Raw genomic sequence first — 24,794 nt, forward strand, 5'->3', positions numbered from 1 at the left:
CGGTATTTCACGTCGGCGTACATCCACCAAACACCTCGGTCAGTCCCCTCTCCCTCTGGGAGAGGGCTAGGGTGAGGGTTTGCTTTGGTCTGTTTAGATATGTGTAGAAATAGCAGAACCTTCCCACAAGGTTTTCAGGTTGTCCGTCGGACGCCCGCTCTCTAGTCTTTGCCTGTCGCTGCCAATTCAGCGACCGGGAGGTGAGATACCCGATTTGGATCCCCAGACAAGTGCCCCCATAATTGCGGCCAGCTAACGCTGTCAGCAATTCCTTATGGCGGCTATGTGCGGGCGGACTTCGGTCCGGCCGGTTTTGGGGTTCTATCGGTGATCTCACTCCGTACATGGCTGCCACCTCTTCTTCGAGTGAGATCGGGAGCAAGTGGCTGCAAACTTTAAGGACTTGTTCGATGGACAAACTGATCCCCGATCCACCCCCCGAAACCACCACCCCACTCGAAGCCGCCATCCGCGCCGAAGACTTGGCAAAAAACCGCGAAGCCATCAAACGCGCCCTCGATTTCTACCTCAGCCCTGAACCCGCCAAACCCCGACAACCGAGCACGATGTTCCTCGTCCACCCCAGCGTCGACACCGAAAGCCTGCTCGCCCACGCCTGTGAATCGTTGGCCTCAGCCAACGCCATGGCCAGCAACTTCGCAACCGAACTCGGCGGCTTGCAACGCAGCACGGCACTGGCCATCCAGCAAATCATCATGCTCGCCGAACTCGCAGTAAACCGCGCACTGGATCGAGTCGATCCACAAACCTGACGACCGCGTCATCGTTCATCGCCAGCAGGCTGGCTCCCACAAAGTCGTGCACGATTTTGAGATCAGTGAAGAACCAGTGGGAGCCTGGCTTGCCAGCGATGACGGCCTGAAAGTCAACCGATTCTCGAAGCCTCAACACAACTAAAACTGTGGGAGCGAGCCTGCTCGCGAAGCTCTTCTATCTAAGCTGCAAGACTATCTGGAGAAAGCAGATGCCGAAGGTGAATGACGCTCACGTCCTCTCATCCGCGTTAGACACTCTCGTCAGAAGCCCTCTGAATCAGGCCGACGACGTAGCACTGGTGAGTGCTGCGAAAGAAGTCTGGTACTCGGATTCAAATGTTGAAAGCGAGGTGAAGGCCTTTCTGAAACATCATAGCGATGACATTGAACGTCGCCGCGCCGCCTATCTGCTGGAGCGCTTTACGCGTTTCTCGTGTGTCTCGGATACCCGCGTGCTGGAAACGCTTCATGCGTTGGAGCTTTTCGCGCACTCGACGCCGAAGCAGTATGTCGCGCCTCCAACCAAGGTTTCATTACGCAATCGCAAAGACGAATTGGCCGTCTCCTGGGGATTAGCAGAAAGCCTTGGATTGAAGGTTCAAACGCTGATGCCGTTTCAGACCCGCCATTACCAAGCGGAACAGCATTCATCCTGAGCTGAATTTGTCGGCGATAAAAACCCGGCCTAAGCCGGGTTTTTGTGTTGATTAAACCTTGGCGCTGACCTCACTGCGATTGACCAGCGCTTCTAGTGCCCCACTCAAACTTGCAGCCTTGTCACCCACCAACAAATGCCACACCCCACCTTCCAACGGGCTGACACCCTGGCAACCCAGCTCTTTCAACTGAGCTTCGGACAACGCTTTACCATCGGCCAGTTGCAGGCGAATGCGGGTCAGGGCGATGCAGTCCAACTGCAGCACATTCTCGCTACCGCCCAGGGCAGTCAGCCATTGTTGGGCTTCCGGTGCAGCGACCACCGCAGCTTTCGATTCCTCGACCACCACCGCAGGCGCAGCCACCAACGCACGCCCCAGCGCCGGCATGGCGAGGCGGATTTCGTCGGCGATGCTGTCGGCCAATGGCCCAACCACCACCTGCAAGCTGCCGCCCTTGCCCGGGCGTACCACGGCCATCGCGCCCAGTGCCTTCAAGTCAGCGTCGGAAGCCTTGTTGCGATCAACCATTTCCAGGCGCAGACGGGTGGTGCACGCACCCACCGTCACCAGATTCTCTGCGCCACCGAGTGCCTTGATGTAGGCCGCAGCGCGCTCGTTCTCGGTGAGAACAGCCTTGTCGGCCGTCGCAACATCTTCACGCCCCGGCGTTTTCAGATTGAAGCGACGAATGCAGAAATCAAACACCGCGTAATACACCACGGCATAGGCCAGTCCCACCGGAATCACCAGCCAGCCATTGGTCGAGCGTCCCCAACCCAACACCATGTCGATGAAGCCGCCAGAGAAGGTAAAGCCCAAGTGGATGTTCAGCGCATTGGTAATCGCCATCGACAACCCGGTCAGCAGCGCATGCAGCAGATACAGCAAGGGCGCCAAAAACATGAAGGCGAACTCGATCGGTTCAGTCACCCCGGTCAAAAACGAAGTCAGGGCCATCGACAGGAAAATCCCGCCCATGACTTTGCGGCGTTCCGGCAGGGCGTTGCGGTACATCGCCAGGCACGCGGCGGGCAGGCCGAAGATCATCATCGGGAACATGCCGGTCATGAACTGGCCGCCCTTTGGATCGCCAGCGAAGTAGCGCGACAGGTCACCCGTCACCAGAGCGCCGGTCGTTGGATCAGTGAAGTTGCCGAAGACGAACCACGCCATGTTGTTGAGGATGTGGTGCAGGCCGGTGACGATCAGCAAGCGGTTGAACACGCCGAAGACGAAGGCGCCGAAGCTGCCGCTTTCCATCATCAGGGTGCCGAAGCTATTGATGCCGTGCTGGATCGGCGGCCAGATGTAGCCGAACACCACGCCCAGACCGACCGCTGCAAACCCGGTGACGATCGGTACAAACCGCCGGCCACCAAAGAATGCCAGATACTCCGGCAGTTTGATGTCCTTGAAACGGTTGTACAGCGCGCCAGCCATGAGGCCGCTGACGATCCCGGCGAGCATGCCCATGTTGATGCTCGCGTCGAGCACCTTGAGCGTGGAGATCATCACCAGATAACCGATCACCCCGGCCAGACCAGCGGTGCCGTTGTTGTCCTTGGCGAAGCCGACGGCGATACCGATGGCGAAGATCATCGCCAGGTTGGCGAAGATCACCTGGCCGGCATCGTGAATGATCGCGATGTTCAGCAGGTCGGTGTCACCCAGACGCAGCAGCAGACCGGCAATCGGCAGGATCGCGATCGGCAGCATCAGCGCGCGGCCGAGGCGTTGCAGGCCTTCGATGAAGAGTTGGTACATGGTGCTTCTCCCTGCTCTTTATAGAGAGCTTGTTGTTAGTGCAGAGGCCAATGCTGGTGGCAGGCGTGACGAACCGCAGCGGCGCTGTTCAGTTTGAGCAGGTCATGACTGAGGCGTTGGCATTCGGCCTCGTGCAACTGGCGCACGCGATCCTTGATTTCACCGATCTGCACCGGGCTGACCGACAGTTCAGTCACGCCCAGGCCGATCAGCACTGGTGTTGCCAGCGGATCGGAGGCGAGCGCGCCGCAGACGCCGACCCAGCGCTTGTGCACCGCCGCGCCTGCACAGGTCATGGCGATCAGGCGCAGCAGCGCTGGGTGCAGGGCATCGACCCGGGCGGCGAGGCCTGCGTGATCGCGATCCATGGCCAAGGTGTATTGCGACAGGTCGTTGGTGCCGATCGACAGGAAGTCGGCGTGTTCAGCCAGTTGCTCGGCTTGTAGCGCGGCGGCCGGGACTTCGATCATCACGCCGATTTCCGGGCGCTGGCTGATGTTCAGTTCCAGGCACAGCGCATCGACGCGCTGACGGATGTGCCGCAGTTCATCGACCTCGGTGACCATTGGCAGCAGGATCCGGCAACGCTGCAACGGGCTGACTTGCAGCAGCGCGCGCAGTTGCTGATCGAGGATTTCCGGACGGGCCTGGGCCAGGCGAATACCACGCAGGCCGAGTACCGGGTTGGCTTCGGCGGGCAGCGGCAGGTAGTCGAGTTGTTTATCGCCACCGACGTCGATGGTGCGGATGATCACCGATTTGTCGCCCATCGCATCGAGCACGGCTTGATAGGCGACGCGCTGTTCTTCAACGTCCGGCGCCGTTTGGCGATCAACGAACAAAAACTCGGTGCGCAGCAGACCGACACCGTCGGCACCGTTGGCAAACGCGTCGGCTGCTTCAGCACTTGAAGCGACGTTGGCAACCACTTCGATCGCCACGCCATTGCGCGTTTCGGCGGGCAGGTGCGCCTTGGCTTGTTGTGCATCGCGGCGTTGCTGGCGGTCGATTTGTGCCTGCTGAACTTCGGCCAGACGTTCGGCGCTCGGGGTCAGTTCAAGGCGACCGCCGTCAGCATCCAGCACCACCGACTGCCCTTGCGGCTGATCGAGCAAAGCCGAACCCAACGCAACCATGCACGGCAGACCCTTGCCCCGCGCCAGAATCGCTACGTGCGACGTCGCGCCGCCCTCGGCCATGCACAGCCCGGCGACACCCTGGGCGCTGAGTTGCAGCAGATCCGACGGCGTCAGTTCATGCGCAGCAACGATGGCGCCGGCCGGCACGTCGTAATGCCAGGCTTCGCCAAGCAATGCGCGCAGCACGCGTTGCTTGAGGTCGCGCAGGTCGTTGGCGCGTTCGGCCAACAGTGCACTGCCGGTGTGTTGCAGCACTTCGCACTGCACATCGATCGACTGACTCCAGGCGTGAGTCGCCGCCGTGCCTTGCTCGATGGACTGCTGCGCGGCGTCGAGCAGGGCCGGGTCTTCGAGCAGTGCCAGATGCGCAGCGAAGATCGCTTCTTCGTCGGTGTTCTTGTGCTTTTTCGCTTGGACGAGTGTGGCGTGGATTTCGTTGCGAACCTGATTCAACGCCGACTCAAGAACCTGCTCTTGCACCAGCGGATCGTGATTGCCCGCATCGGCTGGCAGGTGGATCGCGTTCAGGCGAAACAGCGGCCCGCCGACCAGTCCCGGCGCGGCGCACACACCCTGCAACACGCCAGCCTCGGTCGGACGTTTGCGCGGTGCAGCGCTGACCGGGGCGGCGGCGTGATGGTCCTCGGGCAGGGCGGTGGCCAACGCGCTGAGCAACGCTTGCAGCGCGGCTTCGGCATCCGGTCCCTGACAGCTGACCTGCACTTCGTCCCGCTCACCGACGGCCAACCCCATCAGCCCGATCAGGCTGTTGCACGGTGCCGATTTACCGGCGAAGTACAACTGCGACCGGCTCTTGAAGCCTTGTGCGGTCTGGCGAATCAGCGCAGCGGGGCGCGCATGCAGACCGCCACGATGAGCCACCAACACATGACCATGAACCTGCGGCCCGTCGACGGCTTCAGCATTCGCCGCCAAACCGGTGCGTGCGATGATGTGCAGCAACGGCTCGCCAACCTTCACCGCTTTAAGCGTGATCGGCCGCACCTGAAAATCCTGACTGTTGGTCAGGATCAACAGGCTGACGAGGCTTTTGCATTGCTGGCCGACCTTGTCCAGGTCATAGCGCAACAGCGGCTGACCCTTGGTTACTCGACCACCTTCCTTGACCAGCATCGAGAAGCCCTCACCGTTCAACTCAACGGTGTCGAGGCCCAGATGCAGGAGGATTTCCGCGCCGTTGTCGGCGCGTACAGTGAGCGCGTGGCCGGTGCGCGCGACGTGAATGATCACTCCGGCGCACGGCGAGTACAGTGTGTCGTTGATCGGATCGATGGCAATGCCGTCGCCCATGGCGCCGCTGGCGAACACCGCGTCCGGGACTTTGGCGAGCGTGAGCACCGGGCCGCTGAGCGGGGCGCTGAGGGTCAGCTCTTTATTGTTGTTGTGCATGGCTCGGTCTCATCAGGTCTGCAATCATTCGGACTTAGTGCGTGCGGGTCACTTTGCTCAGGTGGCGCGGCTGATCCGGGTCCATGCCCCGGGCCACGGCCAGGCCTGCGGCCATCACGTAGAAACTCTGGATCGCCAGAATCGGGTCGAGGGCCGGGTGTTCGGCGCGGCTCAGGGTCAGGTCGCGTTCAGTCACATCGTCCGGTGCGGCCAGCAACACGCGGGCGCCGCGTTGACGCATTTCCGCCGCGAGGCTGATCAGTCCGGCCTGCTCGGCACCGCGTGGCGCGAACACCAGCAGCGGGTAGTGCTCGTCGATCAGGGCCATCGGGCCGTGACGGACTTCGGCGCTGCTGAACGCTTCAGCCTGAATCGCCGAGGTTTCCTTGAATTTCAGTGCAGCCTCTTGGGCGATTGCAAAACCGGCGCCACGGCCGATAACCATCAGGCGTTCGCAATCGCGCAGGGCTTCGATGGCCACGCTCCAGTCCTGTTGCGCGGCTTCGCGCAGGCCTTCGGGCAGGGCGTTGTGTGCTTGCAGCAGTTCGCTGTCTTCTTTCCAGTGCGCGATCAGGCGGGCGCTGGCGCTGAGGGTGGCGATAAAACTTTTGGTCGCGGCGACGCTGCTTTCGGTGCCGGCCAGCAACGGCAGGCTGAATTCACACGCGGCTTCCAGTGGCGAATCAGCCGCGTTGACCATCGAAACACTCAGCGCGCCGCGCTTGCGCAACAGACGCAGGCTGTTGACCAGATCCGGGCTCTGACCCGATTGCGAAAACGCAAACGCCACCTGACCGCTGACCTTCAACGGCGCCTGCTGCATGGTCACCACCGACATCGGCAACGACGCCACCGGTACACCCAGTTGCTGCATGGTCAGGTAGGCGAAGTAGCTCGCCGCGTGGTCGGAGCTGCCGCGGGCGACGGTCATCGCCACTTGCGGTGGCTGACGGCACAGGCGCCCGGCGATCTCGATCATTTGCGGGTCGAGCTGTTGCAGTTGGGCTTGCACGGCCTCGAACGAGGACAGCGCCTCTTCAAGCATTTTTGAAGTCAATGTCTTCTCCTTCGACCATGACGGCGGTCAGTGTGAGTGAGCGATCCAGCCGCACGCAGTCGGCCCAGGCGCCAGCTGCAAGGCGCCCGCGTTCGGTGATGCCGAGGTAATCGGCGGGAAATTGCGAAAGACGTTGCGAGGCTTCGGCGATCGGCAAACCGATCTTCACCAGGTTGCGCAGGGCCTGATCCATGGTCAGGGTGCTGCCGGCCAAGGTGCCGTCGGGCAGGCGCACGCCGCCCAGGCATTTGGTCACGGTGTGGCTACCAAGCTTGTATTCACCGTCGGGCATGCCGGCGGCAGCGGTCGAATCGGTGACGCAATACAGGCACGGGATCGAGCGCAGGGCCACACGAATGGCGCCGGGGTGCACGTGCAGCAAGTCGGGGATCAGCTCGGCGAATTTGGCGTGGGCCAGTGCGGCGCCAACGATCCCCGGCTCGCGGTGATGCAGCGGGCTCATGGCGTTGTAGAGGTGGGTGAAACTGGTCGCGCCGGCATCGAGTGCAGCGACACCTTCTTCGTAACTGCCAAGGGTGTGGCCGATCTGCATGCGCACGCCACGGTTGCTCAACTCGCGGATCAAGGCGTCGTGACCGGCGATTTCCGGGGCGATGGTGATCACCCGGATCGGCGCCAGCGCCAGGTATCCTTCGACTTCGGCCATCAACGCGGTGTGAGCGAAGTTCGGTTGCGCACCGAGTTTGCCAGGATTGATGTACGGGCCTTCGAGGTGCACGCCGAGGACGCGCGCGGTACCTTTCGGACGCTGTTCGCAGAATTCTCCGACCGCCCTCAACACGCTGGAGATCTCGGCGCTCGGTGCGGTCATGGTGGTGGCCAGCAGCGAGGTGGTGCCGAAACGCACGTGGGTCCTGGTGATGGTCTCGAAGGCGCTCGCGCCTTCCATGATGTCTTTGCCGCCACCGCCGTGGACGTGCAGGTCGATGAAACCCGGCAGCAGATAGGGCAGGTCATTGTCGGCCGGATCGCAAGGCACGCCTTCGATCGACACGATTTTGCCGTGTTCGTGGATCAGCCGGCCGCGAACCCAGCCGCTGGCGGTGAGGATGTTGTCTTCAGACATTTCGGTTCTCGCTTTGGGCCGCCTCAGCGGCGCAGCTCGTTATCTACGAAGTTTTTATCTACGAAGCTCTGCAACAAAGTCGTAGTAGTCGTTGCGGCAATAGGTGTCGGTGACTTCGATCGGCGTGTTGTCTTCCAGATAGCCGACTCGGGTCATCAGCAGCATGGCGGTGCCGGGAGCGATGCCGACCAGCGCGGCGAACTCGTCCGAGGCGTTGATCGCCTGGATGTGCTGCAGGGCGCGGACGATCGGTTTACCGATGCCGTCGAGGTATTCGTAGAGTGAATCGCCGACCAATTGCGGCTTGGGCATGATCGAGGCGGGCAGGGTACTCATCTCGATGGCCATGACGGTGTCATCGGCTTTGCGCAGACGCTTCATGCGCGCGACCTTGTCGTTCGGCGACAGGCTGAGGCGGATCAGTTCTTCGTGAGTCGGCAGGGTGACTTCGCGCTCCAGCCACTGCGAGCTGGGGACGAAACCCTTGAGGCGGAGCATTTCGCTGAAACCGGAGAGGCGCGACAGTGGTTGTTCCAGGCGTGGCGTGATGAATGTGCCGGAACCTTGCAGGCGGCGGATCAGACCTTGATCGAGCAGCACTTCCAGGGCCTTGCGGGCGGTGACCCGGGAGATACCGAGCTGCTCGCTGAGGTTGCGCTCGGACGGCATCGCCTGCTCGGCCTTCCACTGCCCGGCATGGATCGCCGATTCCAGGTTGCGCGCCAGCTGCAGGTACAGCGGCGTCGGCTGGGAGTCATCTGGGCGTAGGGCCTGGAGGTCGTTCATGTAGGTCATTTCCGACGCGAGTATAGGATTGTTGTGGCTCGCTTGTGGGGCGGAAATTAATACCACTTGAATACCATGTCAACGCGAGGAATTGGCCTGTAGCCCAATGAAATGGCGGGCTGTGGGTAGGTTGTCTTGAAGTGGTATTAGAGGTGGCATGCAGAACGCAAAAGATCGCAGCCTGTGGCCGCGCCTTCAGTGGGAAGTGGTATCAACCCTGAAGGCGCGGCCACAGGCTGCGATCTTTTGATTTATTTTTTATCGCCGACCGACGGTAATGGCTGAAAGAGCACTTTGTGGCGAGGGGATTTAGCGAAACGTTGCCACAGGTTAAGGGCGAATCTCGATCATCGTGCCGTCCGGCACCAGGCCCCAGACCTCACGCATGTCCATGTTGCGCATGGCGATGCAGCCGTCGGTCCAGTCCAGGGTATGGAACAGGTCTTCAGGCGTTTCTTCCGAATCCGGGGTGCCGTGGATCATGATCATCCCGCCAGGCTCGACGCCTTCACGCCGGGCGCGCGCCGAATCGCTGATGTTCGGATAGGAGATGTGCATCGCCAGATTGAACTTGTCGCTGACCTTGCGCCAGTCGATCCAATAGAAACCTTCCGGGGTGCGTTTGTCGCCTTCGATCAGTTTCGGACCTTTTTTCGCGCCCTTGCCCAGGGAGATGCGATAGGTCTTGATCGGCTTTCCATCGGCAATCAACTGCAGTTGGTGCGCCGATTTGAGCACCAGTATTTTTTCGATCAGCGGCGTATTCGAGGGCGTCACGGTGGTCACGAAGGACGCTTGTGAGACCGTGGCGAACGACAGGCAAAGCAGGGCAAGCAACCAGCGCATTGAAACGATTCCCCAGGGAGTGACGCAGATATTTTAGTTATGGACGCTTTCAGGTGATGGCAGGCTGAGCCAGCGGCGGTATCGATTCGGAGCGAACCGGGTAGGTTTCGGCGCGGCGGTCAGCGAAGAAGCATTCTAAGGTACGCCCCACCGTGCGGAAAGCCAGCTCGTCCCAGGGAATGTCGGCTTCGTCGAATAGTTGTACTTCGAGGCTCTCGGGGCCGGCGGCAAAGTCCAGGTCCGCCAGTTCTGCGCGGAAAAACACATGCACCTGGCTGATGTGCGGCACGTCGATCAGCGTATAGATGCTCAGGTTGCGCACCCGGGCGCAGGCTTCCTCGGCGGTTTCGCGAATCGCGGCCTGCTCGATGGTCTCGCCGTTTTCCATGAAACCGGCAGGCAGCGTCCAGTAGCCGAGCCGTGGCTCGATGGCGCGGCGGCAGAGCAGCACCTGACGGCCCCAGGTCGCGACACAACCGGCGACGATATTGGGGTTTTGATAGTGAATGGTCTGACAGCTATCACAGACAAATCGCAGCCGCGAATCGCCTTCGGGAATGCGCTGGGTCACCGGGTTGCCGCACTGGCTGCAAAATTTCATGCTGGGGTTCCTGAATGCTGCGCCTATCTTGGCGTGCAGCGGTGCCGGTCGGCAAGTTGTCGTTTCGCGACATGGCCTGGCGAAGGGCTTGGGCGGCTGCAATGATTGGTGCATGATGCAGGGTAAGGCACAGATCGAGAACACTCATGCTGGACGAGCTACTGCATAGGGTAAGCAACCACACACCGCGCACGCTGGAGACCGATAAACGTTTCCCCGAGGCCGCTGTTCTGGTGCCGATCACCCGCAGTGACGAGCCCGAGCTGGTGCTGACCCTGCGCGCCAGCGGCCTCTCGACCCATGGCGGCGAAGTGGCGTTCCCCGGCGGGCGCCGTGACCCGGAAGACCCTGACCTGATTTTCACTGCACTGCGCGAAGCCGAGGAAGAAATCGGTCTGCCGCCGGGGCTGGTCGAGGTCATCGGCCCGCTCAGCCCGCTGATTTCGTTGCATGGCATCAAGGTCACGCCTTATGTCGGAGTGATCCCGGACTTTGTCGAGTACCAGGCCAACGATGCCGAGATCGCTGCAGTCTTCAATGTGCCGCTGGAGTTCTTCCGCAAAGACCCGCGTGAACATACACACCGTATCGATTACCAGGGCCGCAGTTGGTACGTGCCGAGTTATCGTTACGGTGAATTCAAGATCTGGGGGCTGACGGCGATCATGATCGTCGAGCTGATCAACCTGCTCTATGACGAACAGATCAGCCTGCACCATCCCCCTAAAAGCTATATCAATACCTGAAGCCATCGCTCGAATGGCCCGTCATCGTGAGCCCTGAGGAAAACAAGATGAAATACCGCCTGGGTGACGCCCGCGTCGACGCCCACCCGCAGAGCTGGGTCGCCCCCAATGCCGTGCTGGTGGGCAAGGTCAGACTGGAAGAGGGCGCCAACGTCTGGTTCAACGCCGTGTTGCGCGGCGACAACGAACTGATCCTGATCGGCAAGAACAGCAATGTCCAGGACGGCACGGTGATGCACACCGACATGGGCTACCCGTTGACCATCGGCACCGGTGTGACCATCGGCCACAACGCCATGCTGCATGGCTGTACCGTCGGCGATTACAGCCTGATCGGCATCAACGCGGTGATTCTCAACGGTGCAAAGATCGGCAAGAACTGCATCATCGGCGCCAATTCGCTGATCGGCGAAGGCAAGGAAATCCCTGATGGCTCGCTGGTGATGGGCTCGCCGGGCAAGGTCGTGCGTGAACTGACCGAGCCGCAGAAGAAAATGCTCGAAGCCAGCGCCGCTCACTATGTGCATAACTCGCAGCGTTACGCGCGTGATCTGGTCGAGCAAGAAGAATGAACGCACCCGAAAGACCCGTCGCCTCGCCGTGCGTGAATATCTGCGCACTGGATGAGGACGATATTTGCACCGGCTGCCAGCGCACGGTCGAGGAGATCACCCGTTGGGGCCGCATGACCAACGACGAGCGGCGGGTGGTGCTTGGCCTGTGTCATGAGCGAGCGAAGGCGAGTGGGTTGGTGTGGATGATCCCCGGGAAATCTGGCGTCTGAGACGACACCTTCGCGAGCAAGCCCGCTCCTACATTTGATCTGTGCCTGCCCCGCCATTCGGATTCACTGAAGATCCAGTGTGGGAGCGGGCTTGCTCGCGAAGAGGCCGGCACAGTCGCGACTTCTTATTGGCCCAACTCCCAGCCTGAAGTAACCTGTGCGCCAATCTGAAAGGTCGCTTCCATGATTTTCCTCATCGCCTACATCAGCAGCGTCGTGCTGATCAACTTCGCCTTCTCCACCGCTCCACACCTGGACATCATCTGGTCGGCCTGGGGCGGGCTGGTGTTCGTGTTGCGCGACATGGTGCAGACCCGCTTCGGCCACGGTGCCATTGCGGCAATGTTGGTGGCACTGGTGTTGTCTTACGTTACGTCCGATCCGTCCATCGCCCTGGCCAGCGCCACGGCGTTCGCGATCTCCGAATGCATCGACTGGCTAGTGTTCAGCGTCACCAAACGCCCGCTGCGTGACCGCTTGTGGATCAGCTCGGCGCTGAGCATTCCGCTCGATACCTTCATCTTTTTCGGCATGATCGACCTGATGACGCCACCGGTGATCATCACCGCGCTGGTCTCGAAGTTCGCTGGTGTCACTGCCGTTTGGCTGATCATGGCCTGGCGCGAGCGCAAACAGGCTGTCGCCAGCTAAGCCAAACCCTGCGGTTCATGTAAAATGCCGCGCTTTCTCCCCATGGAAAGCGCGTCTGGCGTTGCTTTCCTCGATGATCCGCTTCTTTGAGGACCTGAGATGACCCGTATCGGAACTCCATTGTCGCCGACCGCGACCCGCGTATTGCTGTGTGGCTGTGGTGAGCTGGGCAAGGAAGTGGTGATCGAGCTGCAACGCCTGGGCGTTGAAGTGATTGCCGTCGACCGTTACGCCAAGGCGCCGGCCATGCAGGTTGCCCATCGCAGCCACGTGATCAACATGCTCGACGGCGCCGCGCTGCGTGCGGTAATCGAAGCCGAGAAGCCGCACTTCATCGTGCCGGAAATCGAAGCCATCGCCACCGCCACGCTGGTCGAGCTGGAAGCCGAAGGCTTCACCGTGATCCCGACCGCGCGCGCCGCACAGCTGACCATGAACCGTGAAGGCATCCGTCGTCTGGCCGCTGAAGAGCTGGACCTGCCGACCTCGCCGTACCACTTTGCCGACACCTTCGAGGACTACAGCAAAGCCGTGCAGGATCTGGGTTTCCCGTGCGTGGTCAAGCCGGTCATGAGCTCGTCGGGCAAAGGCCAGAGCCTGCTGCGCAGCGCCGATGACGTGCAGAAAGCCTGGGATTACGCGCAAGAGGGCGGTCGCGCCGGCAAAGGTCGGGTGATCATCGAAGGCTTCATCGATTTCGACTACGAAATCACTCTGCTGACCGTGCGCCACATCGGCGGCACCACGTTCTGCGCACCGGTCGGTCACCGTCAGGAGAAGGGCGACTATCAGGAATCCTGGCAGCCGCAAGCCATGAGCCCGATTGCTCTGGCTGAGTCCGAGCGCGTGGCCAAAGCCGTGACCGAGGCCTTGGGTGGTCGCGGGCTGTTCGGCGTCGAGCTGTTCATCAAGGGTGATCAGGTGTGGTTCAGCGAAGTCTCGCCGCGCCCGCATGACACCGGTCTGGTGACCCTGATTTCCCAGGACCTGTCGCAGTTCGCCTTGCACGCGCGCGCCATTCTCGGTCTGCCGGTGCCGCTGATCCGTCAGTTCGGCCCTTCGGCTTCGGCAGTGATTCTGGTGGAAGGGCAGTCGACCCAGACCGCGTTCGCCAACCTTGGCGCTGCGTTGAGCGAGCCGGATACGGCATTGCGTCTGTTCGGCAAGCCTGAAGTCAATGGTCAGCGCCGGATGGGCGTGGCGTTGGCGCGGGATGAGTCGATTGAGGCAGCGCGTGCGAAAGCGACCCGTGCGTCTCAGGCTGTTGTCGTAGAACTCTAAACCGAGTCGCGTCCATCGCGGGCAAGCCCGCTCCCACAGATTTTTTGGTTGTGCACAAAATTTGTGATCAACAGAGAACCCTGTGGGAGCGGGCTTGCCCGCGATAGCGATCTATCAGGCAACCTGATTCAGATCGTTATTGCGCGTTTCCTTCAGGCACAGCACAGCAATCAGGCTGAGCACCGCTGCCGCCGACACATCCCCGCCGACATAACTCAAACCACCCATCGCCACCAGTTTCTGCGCGAAGAACGGAGCCGCCGAGGCGCCGACGATCCCGCCCAGGTTGTAAGCGGCCGATGCGCCGGTATAGCGCACGTGGGTCGGAAACAGTTCCGGCAGCAGCGCGCCCATCGGGGCAAACGTCACACCCATCAGGAACAGCTCGATGCACAGGAACAGCGCCACGCCCCAGGTCGAGCCCTGTGTCAGCAACGGCTCCATCAGGAAACCGGACAGAATCGCCAGCACGCCGCCAACGACCAGCACCGGTTTGCGCCCGTAACGGTCGCTGGCCCAGGCGGACAACGGCGTTGCCGCGGCCATGAACAGCACGGCAAAACACAGCAGTCCAAGAAACGTCTCACGGCTGTAGCCGAGGGTGGACACGCCGTAGCTCAGGGAAAACACCGTTGAGATATAAAACAGCGCATAGCACACCACCATCGACGCTGCGCCGAGCAGGGTGGGCGCCCAGTACTGGCTGAACAGCTCGACCAGCGGCACCTTCACTCGCTCCTGACGGGCGATGGCGTTGGCAAATACCGGCGTTTCGTGAAGTTTCAAACGTACATACAGGCCAACCATCACCAGTGCCGCGCTGAGCAGAAACGGAATCCGCCAGCCCCAACTGCGGAACTGCTCGTCGTTGAGGGTCATGGCCAGGGTCAGGAACAGGCCGTTGGCTGCAAGAAAGCCGATCGACGGGCCAAGCTGCGGAAACATGCCGAACCACGCCCGCTTGCCCTTGGGCGCATTCTCCGTCGCCAGCAACGCCGCGCCACCCCATTCGCCGCCCAAGCCCAGCCCCTGACCAAAGCGTAATACGCACAATAGAATCGGTGCCCAGGCGCCAATGCTGTCGTAACCCGGCAGCACGCCGATCAGCGTGGTGCACACGCCCATCAGCAACAGCGAGGCCACCAGCGTCGATTTGCGCCCGATGCGGTCACCGAAGTGGCCGAACAATGCCGACCCCAGCGGTCGGGCGAGGAAGGCGATGCCGAAGGTGAGAAATGCCGAGAGCATCTGCGCCGTGCCAGAGGTCTGCGGAAAGAACACCGGCCCGATCACCAGTGCGGCGGCCGTGGCGTAAACGTAGAAGTCGTAGAACTCGATGGCGGTGCCGATGAAACTCGCCGTTGCCACGCGGGTGGCGGAGTTGGTCGGCTGGGCAGGCGCGGTGGCGCTGTAAGCGGTACTGGTCGTCATGCGGTGATCCCTGACAGTCATGGCTCCGTTGGAGCGAATTATTATGGTCGAGCACCCAGGGATGTGGGATGAGACGCGAGCGCTGTTTCGAGTAGGAACAGTCGTCGGGGTGATGCGGAAAATTACCGAAACCGTTGGCGTGCGGGGTAAGCACAGGGCTCGGCGGCGCTTGGGTAAGCGTCTGGATTATAGGAAGGGGGCTAACGAATGAACAAGAGCAAAGATCGCTGCTGTCGGGCTTTCTGTGGCGAGGGAGCTTGCTCCCGCTCGGGCGCGCAGCGGCCGCATGAATCTATGGGTAAATCAAAAGCCAGGGCTGCTTCGCAACCCAGCGGGAGCAAGCTCCCTCGCCACAAAAGCGCTTAAACCTTGGCGGGCACCGCGCTCGTATGCCAGATCAACACCTTGCTCACCCGGTTGTCCTCGGTCTCGAGAATCTCCAGTCGGTAACGCCCGATCTTCAGACACACCGCGCTGTCCGGAATGGTCTCCAGCGCCTCGGTCACCAGGCCGTTGAGGGTTTTCGGCCCGTCGCTCGGCAAATGCCAGCCCAGGCATTTGTTCAGTTCGCGAATTGACGCGGTGCCGTCGATCACCATACGCCCGTCGGCCTGCGGATGGATGTGCGGGTTGTCGAGGCTGTGCTCGCTTTCGAATTCGCCGACGATTTCTTCGAGAATGTCTTCCAGGGTGACGATGCCCAGCACTTCGCCGTACTCGTCCACCACCATGCCCAAGCGGCGTTGCTGCTTGTGGAAATTCAGCAGTTGCAGTTGCAGCGGCGTGCTTTCCGGGACGAAGTACGGTTCGTAGCTGGCGGCCAGCAGCGCTTCGCGGGTCAGTTGGCCATCGTTGAGCAGATGGCGGATCTGCCGGGTGTTGAGTACCGCTTCGACCTGGTTGATGTCGCTGTGGAACACCGGCAGGCGCGTGCGCTTGTTGTGGCGCAGTTGTTCGACGATCTCTTCGATCGAGTCGTCGAGGTTGATGCCGTCGACATCGCTGCGCGGCACCAGAATGTCGTTGACCGTGATGTTGTCCAGCGCGTGGATCCCGGAAACCGGGTGGGTGCGAGACGGATGCTCCGGGTCGTCGTTCGGGTCGGCAGGTTCTTCGTCTTCGCTTTGCTGCACCACTTGCGGCTTGCGGGCGAAGGGACGCAGCAGCAAACCGCTGATGCGGCTCAGCAGCCAGGCCAGCGGATAAAGAATCTTCAGCGGAACGGCCAGCAGGGTATTGCCGAACGACAGCACTGCATCCGGATAGCGCTGGGCCACGGTGCGCGGAAAGTAGTCGGCAAACACCAGCAACACGGCACCGGCGCCGAGGCAGGCGGCCCACGGGCCGTTTTCTTCGCAAAGGAAGATTGCCAGCAGTGTGGCAATGACCACCGCGAGGGCGCGGCACAGGGTGTTGCACAGGATCAGACTGTCGAGCGGGAAGCTCAGCTTCGCCAGCGGTTTATCGCTGGCGCGCGAGGCGGTGCGTTGCGCGAGCAAGTGCTGCTGCGCGATTTCGACGGCGGTAAACAGCCCCGACCATAAAATCAGCAGGACAAATACCGCGAGCATCGGCCCTATGGGCAAACCGTCCATTTATGCCGCCCGTCAGATGTGCAGGATGTATTCACGAACCAGTTTGCTGCCGAAATACGCCAACATCAGCAGGCAGAAACCGGCGAGGGTCCAGCGAATCGCCTTGTGGCCGCGCCAGCCGAGGCGGTTGCGACCCCACAACAGCACGCTGAACACGACCCAGGCCAGGCATGCCAGCAGGGTCTTGTGCACCAGATGCTGGGCGAACAGGTTTTCGACGAACAGCCAGCCGGAGATCAGCGACAGCGACAGCAGCGTCCAGCCGGCCCAGAGGAAACCGAACAGCAGGCTTTCCATGGTTTGCAGCGGCGGGAAGTTCTTGATCAGGCCCGACGGGTGCTTGTGCTTGAGTTGGTGATCCTGGACCAGCAGCAGCAAGGCCTGGAATACCGCGATGGTGAACATTCCGTAAGCCAGGATCGACAGCAGGATGTGGGCGAGGATGCCCGGCTCTTCGTCGATGATCTGCACCGTGCCGGCAGGCGCGAACTGCGCCAGCAGCACCGTCGCCGCGCCCAGCGGGAACAACAGCACCAGCAGGTTTTCCACCGGGATCCGCGAGCAGGCCAGCAGCGTCAAGGCGATGACCGCGGCGGCAATCAGGCTGGCGGCGCTGAAGAAATCCAGGCCCAGGCCGATCGGCGTCAGCAGGTGGGTGAGCAGGCTGGCGCTGTGGGCCAGCACGGCAAGGACGCCGAGCGTAACCAGCAGGCGCTTGTTCGCCTTGGCGCCGGAGGCCAGGCGGGTGCCCTGATAAAGGGTCGCAGCGGCATAAAGAAGCGCGGCGGCGATGGTAGTCAGCAAACTGGGTGACAAGGGGAGCATAAATCCTGTTAGGCAGGCCCGAAAGGCGCTGAGTTTGGCATAGAACCGCCACACCACGAAAGTGCGAGGTGTCCGCCCGACGCAGTCTTCGCTATAATCCGCGACCTGCCCACGCCGCAGGCTCGCCGAGCACATGTTGAATCCGGTCTGGGCCGCCATTATCCCGGTCTACACAGGGCCTGAAAGGATCGCGCAATGTTTGAAAACTTAACCGACCGTCTCTCGCAGACGCTGCGCCATGTCACCGGCAAGGCGAAGCTGACTGAAGACAATATCAAAGACACCCTGCGCGAAGTGCGCATGGCGTTGCTCGAAGCCGACGTCGCGCTGCCGGTGGTCAAGGACTTCGTCAATTCGGTCAAGGAGCGCGCTGTCGGCACCGAGGTGTCGCGCAGCCTGACGCCGGGCCAGGCATTCGTGAAGATCGTCCAGGCCGAACTCGAAAGCCTGATGGGCGCGGCCAACGAAGACCTGAACCTGAGCGCCGTGCCGCCTGCCGTCATTCTGATGGCCGGTCTGCAGGGTGCCGGTAAAACCACCACCGCCGGCAAACTCGCGCGCTTCCTTAAAGAGCGCAAGAAGAAGTCGGTGATGGTGGTGTCGGCGGACATCTACCGTCCGGCTGCGATCAAACAGCTGGAAACCCTGGCCAACGACATCGGCGTGACGTTCTTTCCGTCCGATCTGAGCCAGAAGCCGGTCGACATCGCCAACGCGGCTATTAAAGAAGCAAAACTGAAATTCATCGACGTGGTCATCGTCGACACCGCCGGTCGTCTGCACATCGACGAAGAGATGATGGGCGAGATCAAGGCGCTGCACGCTGCGATCAACCCGGTCGAAACCCTGTTCGTGGTCGACGCCATGACCGGTCAGGACGCCGCCAACACGGCCAAGGCCTTCGGCGATGCGCTGCCACTGACCGGTGTGATCCTGACCAAGGTCGACGGCGACGCCCGTGGCGGTGCCGCACTGTCGGTACGCGCGATCACCGGCAAGCCGATCAAGTTCATCGGTATGGGCGAGAAGAGCGAAGCGCTCGATCCGTTCCATCCTGAGCGTATCGCTTCGCGAATCCTCGGCATGGGCGACGTGCTCAGCCTGATCGAACAGGCCGAAGCGACCCTCGACAAGGACAAGGCCGACAAGCTTGCTAAAAAGCTGAAGAAGGGCAAGGGCTTCGACCTCGAAGACTTCCGCGATCAGCTGCAACAAATGAAGAACATGGGCGGCCTCGGTGGGCTCATGGACAAGCTGCCGAGCATCGGCGGCGTCAACCTGTCGCAGATGGGCAATGCCCAGAACGCTGCAGAGAAGCAGTTCAAACAGATGGAAGCCATCATCAATTCCATGACCCCGGCCGAGCGCCGCGACCCTGAGCTGATCAGCGGTTCGCGCAAACGCCGGATCGCCATGGGTTCCGGTACCCAGGTGCAGGACATCGGTCGCTTGATCAAGCAGCACAAGCAGATGCAAAAGATGATGAAGAAATTCTCCGCCAAGGGCGGAATGGCGAAAATGATGCGCGGCATGGGCGGAATGTTGCCCGGCGGCGGCATGCCCAAGATGTAAAGAATTTGCGCCGGTCGTCGCACCGGCGCAGACCCCGCAAGGACGCGGGATCAACAGCAAACCCGCACTCGGCGGGAGCTGACTGGCCGTTTTCATCGACGGCTCTATATGCAAATCCGCACGGCATGCCATAGGCGCCGGAAAAAGTCATTTGCAAAAGTCCGGATATTCCTTAGAATATGCGGCCTTTCGGGCACCCATGCCCGCTGTGCATTTAGATTTGCAGCACCGACTACAGGAACGATGTTCACATGCTAACAATCCGTCTTGCCCTTGGCGGCTCCAAAAAGCGCCCGTTTTACCACCTGACCGTAACCGACTCGCGTAACCCGCGTGACGGCTCCCACAAAGAACAGGTTGGTTTCTTCAACCCTGTTGCCCGTGGTCAGGAAATCCGTCTGTCCGTGAACCAGGAGCGCGTTGCCTACTGGCTGAGCGTTGGTGCACAGCCTTCTGAGCGTGTTGCTCAGTTGCTGAAGGAATCTGCCAAGGCTGCAGCCTGAGCAGTATGAGCGCGACGCCAGAAAAAGCTGATGACCTGATCGTTGTCGGCAAGATTTTTTCGGTTCACGGCGTTCGCGGCGAGGTGAAGGTCTTTTCCTTTACCGATCCGATTGAAAACCTGTTGGATTACCGCAACTGGACGCTTCGGCGCGAAGGCGTGGTCAAGCAGGTCGAGCTGGTCAGCGGCCGATCCACTCAAAAGGATCTGGTTGCCAAGCTCAAAGGCCTCGACGATCGTGATGAAGCCCGTCTTCTGAGCGGTTATGAGATTTGCATCTCGCGAAGCCTTTTGCCCAACCTGACAGGCGACGAGTACTACTGGTACCAGTTGCAGGGTCTGAGCGTCATCAACCAGGACGAGCAATTGTTCGGCAAGGTTGATCACCTGTTGGAGACCGGCGCGAACGATGTATTGGTGGTCAAGCCCTGCGCGGGCAGCCTGGATGATCGTGAGCGGTTGTTGCCCTACACAGAGCAATGCGTGCTGACAATCGACCTGGATGCAGGCGTGATGAGGGTGGAATGGGACGCGGACTTCTAAGCAATGGCCAGCCTGCGCGTAGACGTCATAACGTTGTTCCCCGAGATGTTCTCGGCCATCAGTGAATACGGCATTACCAGTCGAGCGGTGAAACAGGGGCTGTTGCAGCTGACCTGTTGGAACCCGCGGGATTACACGACGGATCGGCATCACACTGTGGACGATCGCCCGTTTGGCGGTGGTCCGGGCATGGTGATGAAGATCAAGCCCCTGGAAGATGCTCTGGTTCAGGCCAAGGCAGCAGCCGGGGAGGCGGCGAAGGTGATTTACCTGTCCCCCCAAGGCCGTCAACTGACTCAGTCGGCGGTACGCGAGTTGGCACAATCGGATGCATTGATCCTGATTGCCGGCCGCTATGAAGGCATTGACGAGCGCTTTATTGAGGCTCATGTCGATGAAGAGTGGTCGATTGGTGACTATGTACTGTCTGGCGGCGAGCTGCCGGCCATGGTCATGATCGATGCGGTTACACGACTGCTGCCTGGAGCTTTAGGGCATGCGGATTCCGCTGAGGAAGATTCCTTTACGGATGGTCTGCTGGATTGCCCGCACTACACCCGACCTGAGGTGTATGCGGATCAGCGTGTTCCCGACGTGTTGCTAAGTGGCAATCACGCGCATATCCGGCGTTGGCGTTTACAGCAGTCCCTTATCAGGACTTATGAACGACGCGCCGATCTTCTGGAAAGCCGCTCGCTTTCTGGAGAAGAGAAGAAGCTGCTCGAGGAATACATCCGCGAGCGGGACGATAGTTAACAACGTATCGATGGTAGATCAGTTGATTTACCTTAGGAGCACAGCATGACCAACAAAATCATCCTTGCACTCGAAGCAGAGCAGATGACCAAAGAAATCCCTACCTTTGCCCCGGGCGACACCATTGTCGTTCAGGTGAAAGTGAAGGAAGGCGATCGTTCCCGTCTGCAAGCGTTCGAAGGCGTTGTAATCGCCAAGCGTAACCGCGGCGTGAACAGTGCGTTCACCGTTCGTAAAATCTCCAACGGTGTTGGCGTAGAACGTACTTTCCAGACCTACTCCCCGCAGATCGACAGCATGGCTGTTAAACGTCGCGGTGACGTACGTAAAGCCAAGCTGTACTACCTGCGCGACCTGTCGGGTAAAGCAGCTCGCATCAAGGAAAAACTGGCTTAAGTCCAGCTTCCGATGCAGAAAAAAGCAGCCTACGGGCTGCTTTTTTGTTGCCTGCAATAAATTGCCCTCATCCTTTAGGAGCTGCCGAAGGCTCGGGCCGCGTTCGGTCGATCTTTTGATCTTGTTTTCGATTTGCAGTCTACTTTTTACGAGTCATCTCACATGTCTATCCGTGACCAGGAAATTCAACGCCGCACCGAGCTCTCGGTGACTCGCGTGACCAAAGCTGTCTTTCCTCCGACCACTAACCATCACAACACTCTGTTCGGTGGTACCGCGCTGGCGTGGATGGATGAGGTGTCGTTCATTACCGCTACGCGATTCTGTCGTTTGCCACTGGTAACCGTGTCCACCGACCGTATCGACTTCAATCACGCGATCCCGGCTGGCTCCATCGTCGAGCTGGTCGGAAGGGTGATCAAGGTTGGCAATACCAGCCTCAAGGTCGAGGTGGAAGTGTTTGTCGAAAGCATGAGCTGTGATGGTCGTGAGAAAGCGATTCATGGGCAGTTCAGCTTTGTCGCCATTGATGACGACAAGCGACCGGTACCGGTGCTTCCGGGTTTTGCGGCCTGATCTGAAGCCGCGCCGCAGCCTTCGCGAGCAAGCTCGCTCCCACAGTGATCGGGGCGAACACAACATTTGTGTCCGGCACAGCACCTGTGGGAGCGGGCTTGCTCGCGAAGGCGTCAGATCAGGCGCCGCTGGCCTCCGGCTGAATCAACGCCAGCAACGTCCACCCCGCCCCAGGCTTCACCGCCGTCTCCGGCGTCACCACATGCACCCAGCCGCTGTCATCGCGCATGAACAGCAAGGTCGCGCGATTGCCGTGCAGTGCGCGGTAATCCTCCCAGCCGAAACCATCGGTCAGCGTCGTGCTGTAAAGCTCGGCACCCTGACCCATCTGGCTCGCCAGCTTCGCGTAGGTAAATGCTTCGCTGCCCAGCTGATTGCCGCGATGCTCAAGGCTCGCCCGGTGTTTGTCGCTGCGACGGCTCTCGTGACCACTGGCGAGGCCAAACAAGCGCTGATGACCGAAGTCATGACGAAAGCGCATCGCCGCCAAGGTATTGAGTTCACCCGACGGCGACAGCGCCAGCAGATGCCCAAGCCCGACCAGATCCAGATGCGCATCGGCGTGCTGCGAGGCCGGATTGCCAAAATACGTCGGCAAACCTTCCATACGCGCCGTGCGAATGTTCTCCCAGCTCGAATCGGTCAGCAGCACGCGGCTGCCCAGTTGCTGCAGTGATTTGCCCAGCTCCCGCGCCGGGCCGTTCGCACCCACGATCAGGAAGCCGCTTGGCGCCGGTTCGGCGACCTTCAGCAGTCGTGCCAGTGGTCGTGCGGTGGCGCTTTGCAGGACCACGGTGCCGATGATCACGGCAAAGGTCAGTGGCACCAACAGCAGGGCGCCTTCATGTCCGGCTTCATGCAGACGAATCGCGAAAATCGCCGACACCGCCGCCGCCACTATCCCGCGCGGGGCGATCCAGCACAGCAATGCGCGTTCGCGCCAGCTCAGACTGGAACCGGCGGTACTGAGCAGTACGTTCAGCGGACGGGCGATCAACTGAATAACCAGCAGCAGAATCAGTACCAGCGGCCCCAGTCCAATCAGTGCGTACAGGTCCAGGCGTGCCGCCAGCAGAATGAACAACCCGGAAATCAGCAACACGCTGAGGTTTTCCTTGAAGTGCAGAATGTGCCGCACGTCCACGCCCTTCATATTCGCCAGCCACATGCCCATCAATGTCACCGCCAGCAGGCCGGACTCGTGCATCACCTCGTTGGAGACAATGAAAATCCCCAGCACCGCGGCCAGCGAGGCGAGGTTGTGCAGGTATTCCGGCAGCCATTGCCGGCGGATCACCGTACCGAGCAGCCAGCCACCGACAATGCCGAACACCGCGCCGCACAGAATCACGCCGCCAAAGGTGAACAGACTCTGCTTGAAGCCATGACCTTCAGCGCTGGCGATGATGAAGCTGTAGACCACCACGGCGAGGAGGGCGCCGATCGGGTCGATGACAATGCCTTCCCAGCGCAGAATGTTGGCGATCGAAGCTTTCGGTCGCACCACGCGCAGCATCGGCACGATCACGGTCGGGCCGGTGACCAGTGTCAGGCTGCCGAACAGGATGGCCAGCATCCAGTCGAAACCGAGCAGGAAATGCGTGGCGACCGCGATGACGATCCAGGTCGAGATCGCGCCAATGGTCACCAGACGATGGACGACGCTGCCGATCTCCTTCCATTCCGACAGGTGCAGCGTCAGGCTGCCCTCAAACAGAATCAGCGCCACCGCCAGCGACACCAACGGCATCAGCAGCGGCCCGAACATTTCCTGCGGATCGAGCCAGCCCAGAATCGGGCCAACCAGAATACCCGTCAGTAACAGAAACAGAATCGCCGGCAGCTTCAGGCGCCACGCCAGCCATTGGCAACCCAGCGCCGCCGCGCCAATCCCGCCAAATGCCAATAGAATTTGCTGCTCGTTCATTGATGCTCCCTGTTCCTTGAAATTGCGGGCTATGAAAGACTAGCGTCCATTCCTACAGTTCACTCTACATTTGCGCGCAGTCCCTGAGGTTGCGTGTCTTGAGCGCCCATGCCTGCCATCGACCATCCACTGATTGACCAATTCCTCGACGCCCTGTGGCTGGAAAAAGGCCTGTCCGACAACACCCGTGGCGCCTACCGTAGCGATCTGGCCCTGTTCAATGGCTGGCTGCAGGAGAAGAACCTGGAGCTGATCAATGCCGGTCGCGAGTTGATCCTCGATCATCTGGCCTGGCGTCTGGAGCAGAATTACAAACCGCGTTCCACCGCCCGATTTCTCTCGGGGGTGCGTGGCTTTTATCGCTATCTGCTGCGGGAAAAAATGATCAGCGTCGATCCGACCTTACGCGTCGACATGCCGCAATTGGGTCGACCGCTGCCCAAGTCTCTTTCGGAGGCCGACGTTGAGGCGTTGCTCAAGGCACCGGACCTGAGCGAAGCCATCGGCCAGCGCGATCGCGCCATGCTTGAAGTGCTGTACGCCTGCGGTCTGCGGGTGACCGAGCTGGTGAGCCTGACCCTCGAGCAGGTCAACCTGCGACAGGGCGTATTGCGGGTGATGGGCAAGGGCAGCAAGGAGCGGCTGGTGCCGATGGGCGAGGAGGCGATTGTCTGGATCGAGCGCTACATGCGCGATGGCCGCAGCGAGCTGCTGGGCGGGCGCCCCAGCGATGTGTTGTTCCCCAGTCAGCGCGGCGAGCAGATGACCCGCCAGACCTTCTGGCACCGCATCAAGCATCAGGCCAAGGTTGCCGGGATCGGCAAGTCGCTGTCGCCGCATACTCTTCGGCATGCGTTTGCCACGCACCTGCTTAACCATGGCGCGGATTTGCGCGTGGTGCAGATGCTGCTTGGGCACAGCGATTTGTCGACCACGCAGATTTACACCCACGTCGCCCGCGCTCGCCTGCAAGACCTGCACGCCAAACACCATCCGCGCGGCTGATGAAATCTCCAATGGTGGAATGTGTACCCGTGGTGAGGGGATTTATCTCCGATGGCTGCGCAGCAGCCCCAAGCCCGGC

Annotated in this window: 25 protein-coding genes; 14 read left to right on the plus strand and 11 right to left on the minus strand. The window is 60.7% G+C overall.

The genetic code is table 11. The annotated features are described in order from the left end of the window. Positions 1-410 precede the first annotated feature (410 nt). Positions 411-773: a DUF6124 family protein gene (locus PseAD21_RS21050; RefSeq protein ID WP_053117409.1), complete on the plus strand. Its 363-nt coding sequence runs from the start codon at positions 411-413 to the stop codon at positions 771-773. 212 nt (positions 774-985) lie between these two features. Continuing rightward, complete coding sequence (locus PseAD21_RS21055) at positions 986-1,432, plus strand: hypothetical protein (RefSeq protein ID WP_102357572.1); 447 nt, start codon at positions 986-988, stop codon at positions 1,430-1,432. Between the two features lie 51 nt (positions 1,433-1,483). Here PseAD21_RS21055 and nagE read toward each other — a convergent pair whose 3' ends face one another. From nagE to PseAD21_RS21090, 7 genes are all read right to left on the minus strand, one after another. Beyond that, positions 1,484-3,199, minus strand: coding sequence for an N-acetylglucosamine-specific PTS transporter subunit IIBC (gene nagE / locus PseAD21_RS21060; RefSeq protein WP_102357573.1), 1,716 nt, complete (start codon positions 3,197-3,199; stop codon positions 1,484-1,486). Between the two features lie 35 nt (positions 3,200-3,234). Then, positions 3,235-5,748, minus strand: a complete 2,514-nt coding sequence (gene ptsP / locus PseAD21_RS21065; protein ID WP_102357575.1) for a phosphoenolpyruvate--protein phosphotransferase — start codon at positions 5,746-5,748, stop codon at positions 3,235-3,237. Between the two features lie 34 nt (positions 5,749-5,782). After that, positions 5,783-6,793, minus strand: a complete 1,011-nt coding sequence (locus tag PseAD21_RS21070; protein WP_102357577.1) for an SIS domain-containing protein — start codon at positions 6,791-6,793, stop codon at positions 5,783-5,785. Continuing rightward, positions 6,786-7,892 (minus strand): N-acetylglucosamine-6-phosphate deacetylase, encoded by a 1,107-nt coding sequence (nagA, locus tag PseAD21_RS21075; RefSeq protein ID WP_102357578.1) that lies wholly within the window; start codon positions 7,890-7,892, stop codon positions 6,786-6,788. Before nagA ends, PseAD21_RS21070 begins: the two co-directional genes overlap by 8 nt. 54 nt (positions 7,893-7,946) lie before the next feature. Next, the gene (locus PseAD21_RS21080; protein WP_102357580.1) at positions 7,947-8,678 is read right to left on the minus strand and encodes a GntR family transcriptional regulator; all 732 of its coding nucleotides are present in this window, start codon (positions 8,676-8,678) and stop codon (positions 7,947-7,949) included. A 330-nt stretch (positions 8,679-9,008) separates the two neighbouring features. Continuing rightward, entirely contained in the window at positions 9,009-9,524 is a 516-nt protein-coding gene (locus PseAD21_RS21085; RefSeq protein ID WP_102357581.1) for a murein L,D-transpeptidase family protein, read from the minus strand. 49 nt (positions 9,525-9,573) lie between these two features. Continuing rightward, the gene (locus PseAD21_RS21090; protein WP_025112180.1) at positions 9,574-10,125 is read right to left on the minus strand and encodes an NUDIX hydrolase; all 552 of its coding nucleotides are present in this window, start codon (positions 10,123-10,125) and stop codon (positions 9,574-9,576) included. A gap of 146 nt (positions 10,126-10,271) precedes the next feature. Between PseAD21_RS21090 and PseAD21_RS21095 the strand changes: the two genes are divergently transcribed. The 5 genes from PseAD21_RS21095 to purT all read left to right on the plus strand — a co-directional run bounded on the left by PseAD21_RS21095 (position 10,272) and on the right by purT (position 13,587). Continuing rightward, the gene (locus tag PseAD21_RS21095; protein WP_007967803.1) at positions 10,272-10,871 is read left to right on the plus strand and encodes a CoA pyrophosphatase; all 600 of its coding nucleotides are present in this window, start codon (positions 10,272-10,274) and stop codon (positions 10,869-10,871) included. A 47-nt stretch (positions 10,872-10,918) separates the two neighbouring features. After that, positions 10,919-11,443 carry a gamma carbonic anhydrase family protein gene (locus tag PseAD21_RS21100; RefSeq protein WP_102357582.1) on the plus strand — a complete coding sequence of 175 codons (525 nt, stop codon included), beginning with the start codon at positions 10,919-10,921 and terminating at the stop codon, positions 11,441-11,443. Then, positions 11,440-11,655 (plus strand): DUF1289 domain-containing protein, encoded by a 216-nt coding sequence (locus tag PseAD21_RS21105; RefSeq protein ID WP_102357584.1) that lies wholly within the window; start codon positions 11,440-11,442, stop codon positions 11,653-11,655. Before PseAD21_RS21100 ends, PseAD21_RS21105 begins: the two co-directional genes overlap by 4 nt. Before the next feature lie 183 nt (positions 11,656-11,838). After that, positions 11,839-12,306, plus strand: a complete 468-nt coding sequence (locus tag PseAD21_RS21110; protein ID WP_102357585.1) for a preQ0 transporter — start codon at positions 11,839-11,841, stop codon at positions 12,304-12,306. Between the two features lie 99 nt (positions 12,307-12,405). Next, positions 12,406-13,587: a formate-dependent phosphoribosylglycinamide formyltransferase gene (purT, locus tag PseAD21_RS21115; protein WP_102357587.1), complete on the plus strand. Its 1,182-nt coding sequence runs from the start codon at positions 12,406-12,408 to the stop codon at positions 13,585-13,587. 114 nt (positions 13,588-13,701) lie between these two features. Here purT and PseAD21_RS21120 read toward each other — a convergent pair whose 3' ends face one another. The 3 genes from PseAD21_RS21120 to PseAD21_RS21130 form a co-directional block, all read right to left on the minus strand. Beyond that, positions 13,702-15,018, minus strand: coding sequence for an MFS transporter (locus tag PseAD21_RS21120; RefSeq protein ID WP_102357588.1), 1,317 nt, complete (start codon positions 15,016-15,018; stop codon positions 13,702-13,704). Between the two features lie 362 nt (positions 15,019-15,380). Then, positions 15,381-16,613, minus strand: a complete 1,233-nt coding sequence (locus tag PseAD21_RS21125) for an HlyC/CorC family transporter (RefSeq protein WP_102357590.1) — start codon at positions 16,611-16,613, stop codon at positions 15,381-15,383. A gap of 12 nt (positions 16,614-16,625) precedes the next feature. Beyond that, positions 16,626-17,438: an inner membrane protein YpjD gene (locus PseAD21_RS21130; protein WP_102357591.1), complete on the minus strand. Its 813-nt coding sequence runs from the start codon at positions 17,436-17,438 to the stop codon at positions 16,626-16,628. Positions 17,439-17,633: 195 nt separating this feature from the next. On the opposite strand from PseAD21_RS21130, the gene ffh reads away from it, so the two are divergent. The 6 genes from ffh (at position 17,634) to PseAD21_RS21160 (ending at position 21,783) form a co-directional block, all read left to right on the plus strand. After that, positions 17,634-19,010: a signal recognition particle protein gene (gene ffh / locus PseAD21_RS21135; protein ID WP_102357592.1), complete on the plus strand. Its 1,377-nt coding sequence runs from the start codon at positions 17,634-17,636 to the stop codon at positions 19,008-19,010. Between the two features lie 251 nt (positions 19,011-19,261). After that, positions 19,262-19,513, plus strand: coding sequence for a 30S ribosomal protein S16 (gene rpsP / locus PseAD21_RS21140; RefSeq protein ID WP_003185073.1), 252 nt, complete (start codon positions 19,262-19,264; stop codon positions 19,511-19,513). 5 nt (positions 19,514-19,518) lie between these two features. Further along, entirely contained in the window at positions 19,519-20,055 is a 537-nt protein-coding gene (rimM, locus tag PseAD21_RS21145) for a ribosome maturation factor RimM (protein ID WP_047292745.1), read from the plus strand. A gap of 3 nt (positions 20,056-20,058) precedes the next feature. Further along, on the plus strand, positions 20,059-20,811 hold the full coding sequence (gene trmD, locus PseAD21_RS21150) for a tRNA (guanosine(37)-N1)-methyltransferase TrmD (RefSeq protein ID WP_025112189.1): 753 nt from the start codon (positions 20,059-20,061) through the stop codon (positions 20,809-20,811). 45 nt (positions 20,812-20,856) lie between these two features. After that, positions 20,857-21,207, plus strand: coding sequence for a 50S ribosomal protein L19 (gene rplS / locus PseAD21_RS21155; protein ID WP_003175895.1), 351 nt, complete (start codon positions 20,857-20,859; stop codon positions 21,205-21,207). A gap of 162 nt (positions 21,208-21,369) precedes the next feature. Beyond that, the gene (locus PseAD21_RS21160; protein ID WP_102357594.1) at positions 21,370-21,783 is read left to right on the plus strand and encodes an acyl-CoA thioesterase; all 414 of its coding nucleotides are present in this window, start codon (positions 21,370-21,372) and stop codon (positions 21,781-21,783) included. A 118-nt stretch (positions 21,784-21,901) separates the two neighbouring features. Here the strand turns inward: PseAD21_RS21160 and PseAD21_RS21165 are convergent, their stop codons facing one another. Further along, positions 21,902-23,710 (minus strand): sodium:proton antiporter, encoded by a 1,809-nt coding sequence (locus PseAD21_RS21165; protein ID WP_102357595.1) that lies wholly within the window; start codon positions 23,708-23,710, stop codon positions 21,902-21,904. 108 nt (positions 23,711-23,818) lie between these two features. Here PseAD21_RS21165 and xerD point away from each other — a divergent pair, with 108 nt between their 5' ends. Beyond that, positions 23,819-24,715 carry a site-specific tyrosine recombinase XerD gene (gene xerD, locus PseAD21_RS21170; protein ID WP_102357597.1) on the plus strand — a complete coding sequence of 299 codons (897 nt, stop codon included), beginning with the start codon at positions 23,819-23,821 and terminating at the stop codon, positions 24,713-24,715. Positions 24,716-24,794: the final 79 nt, after the last annotated feature.

Source organism: Pseudomonas sp. AD21 (assembly GCF_002878485.1).
GTDB lineage: Bacteria > Pseudomonadota > Gammaproteobacteria > Pseudomonadales > Pseudomonadaceae > Aquipseudomonas.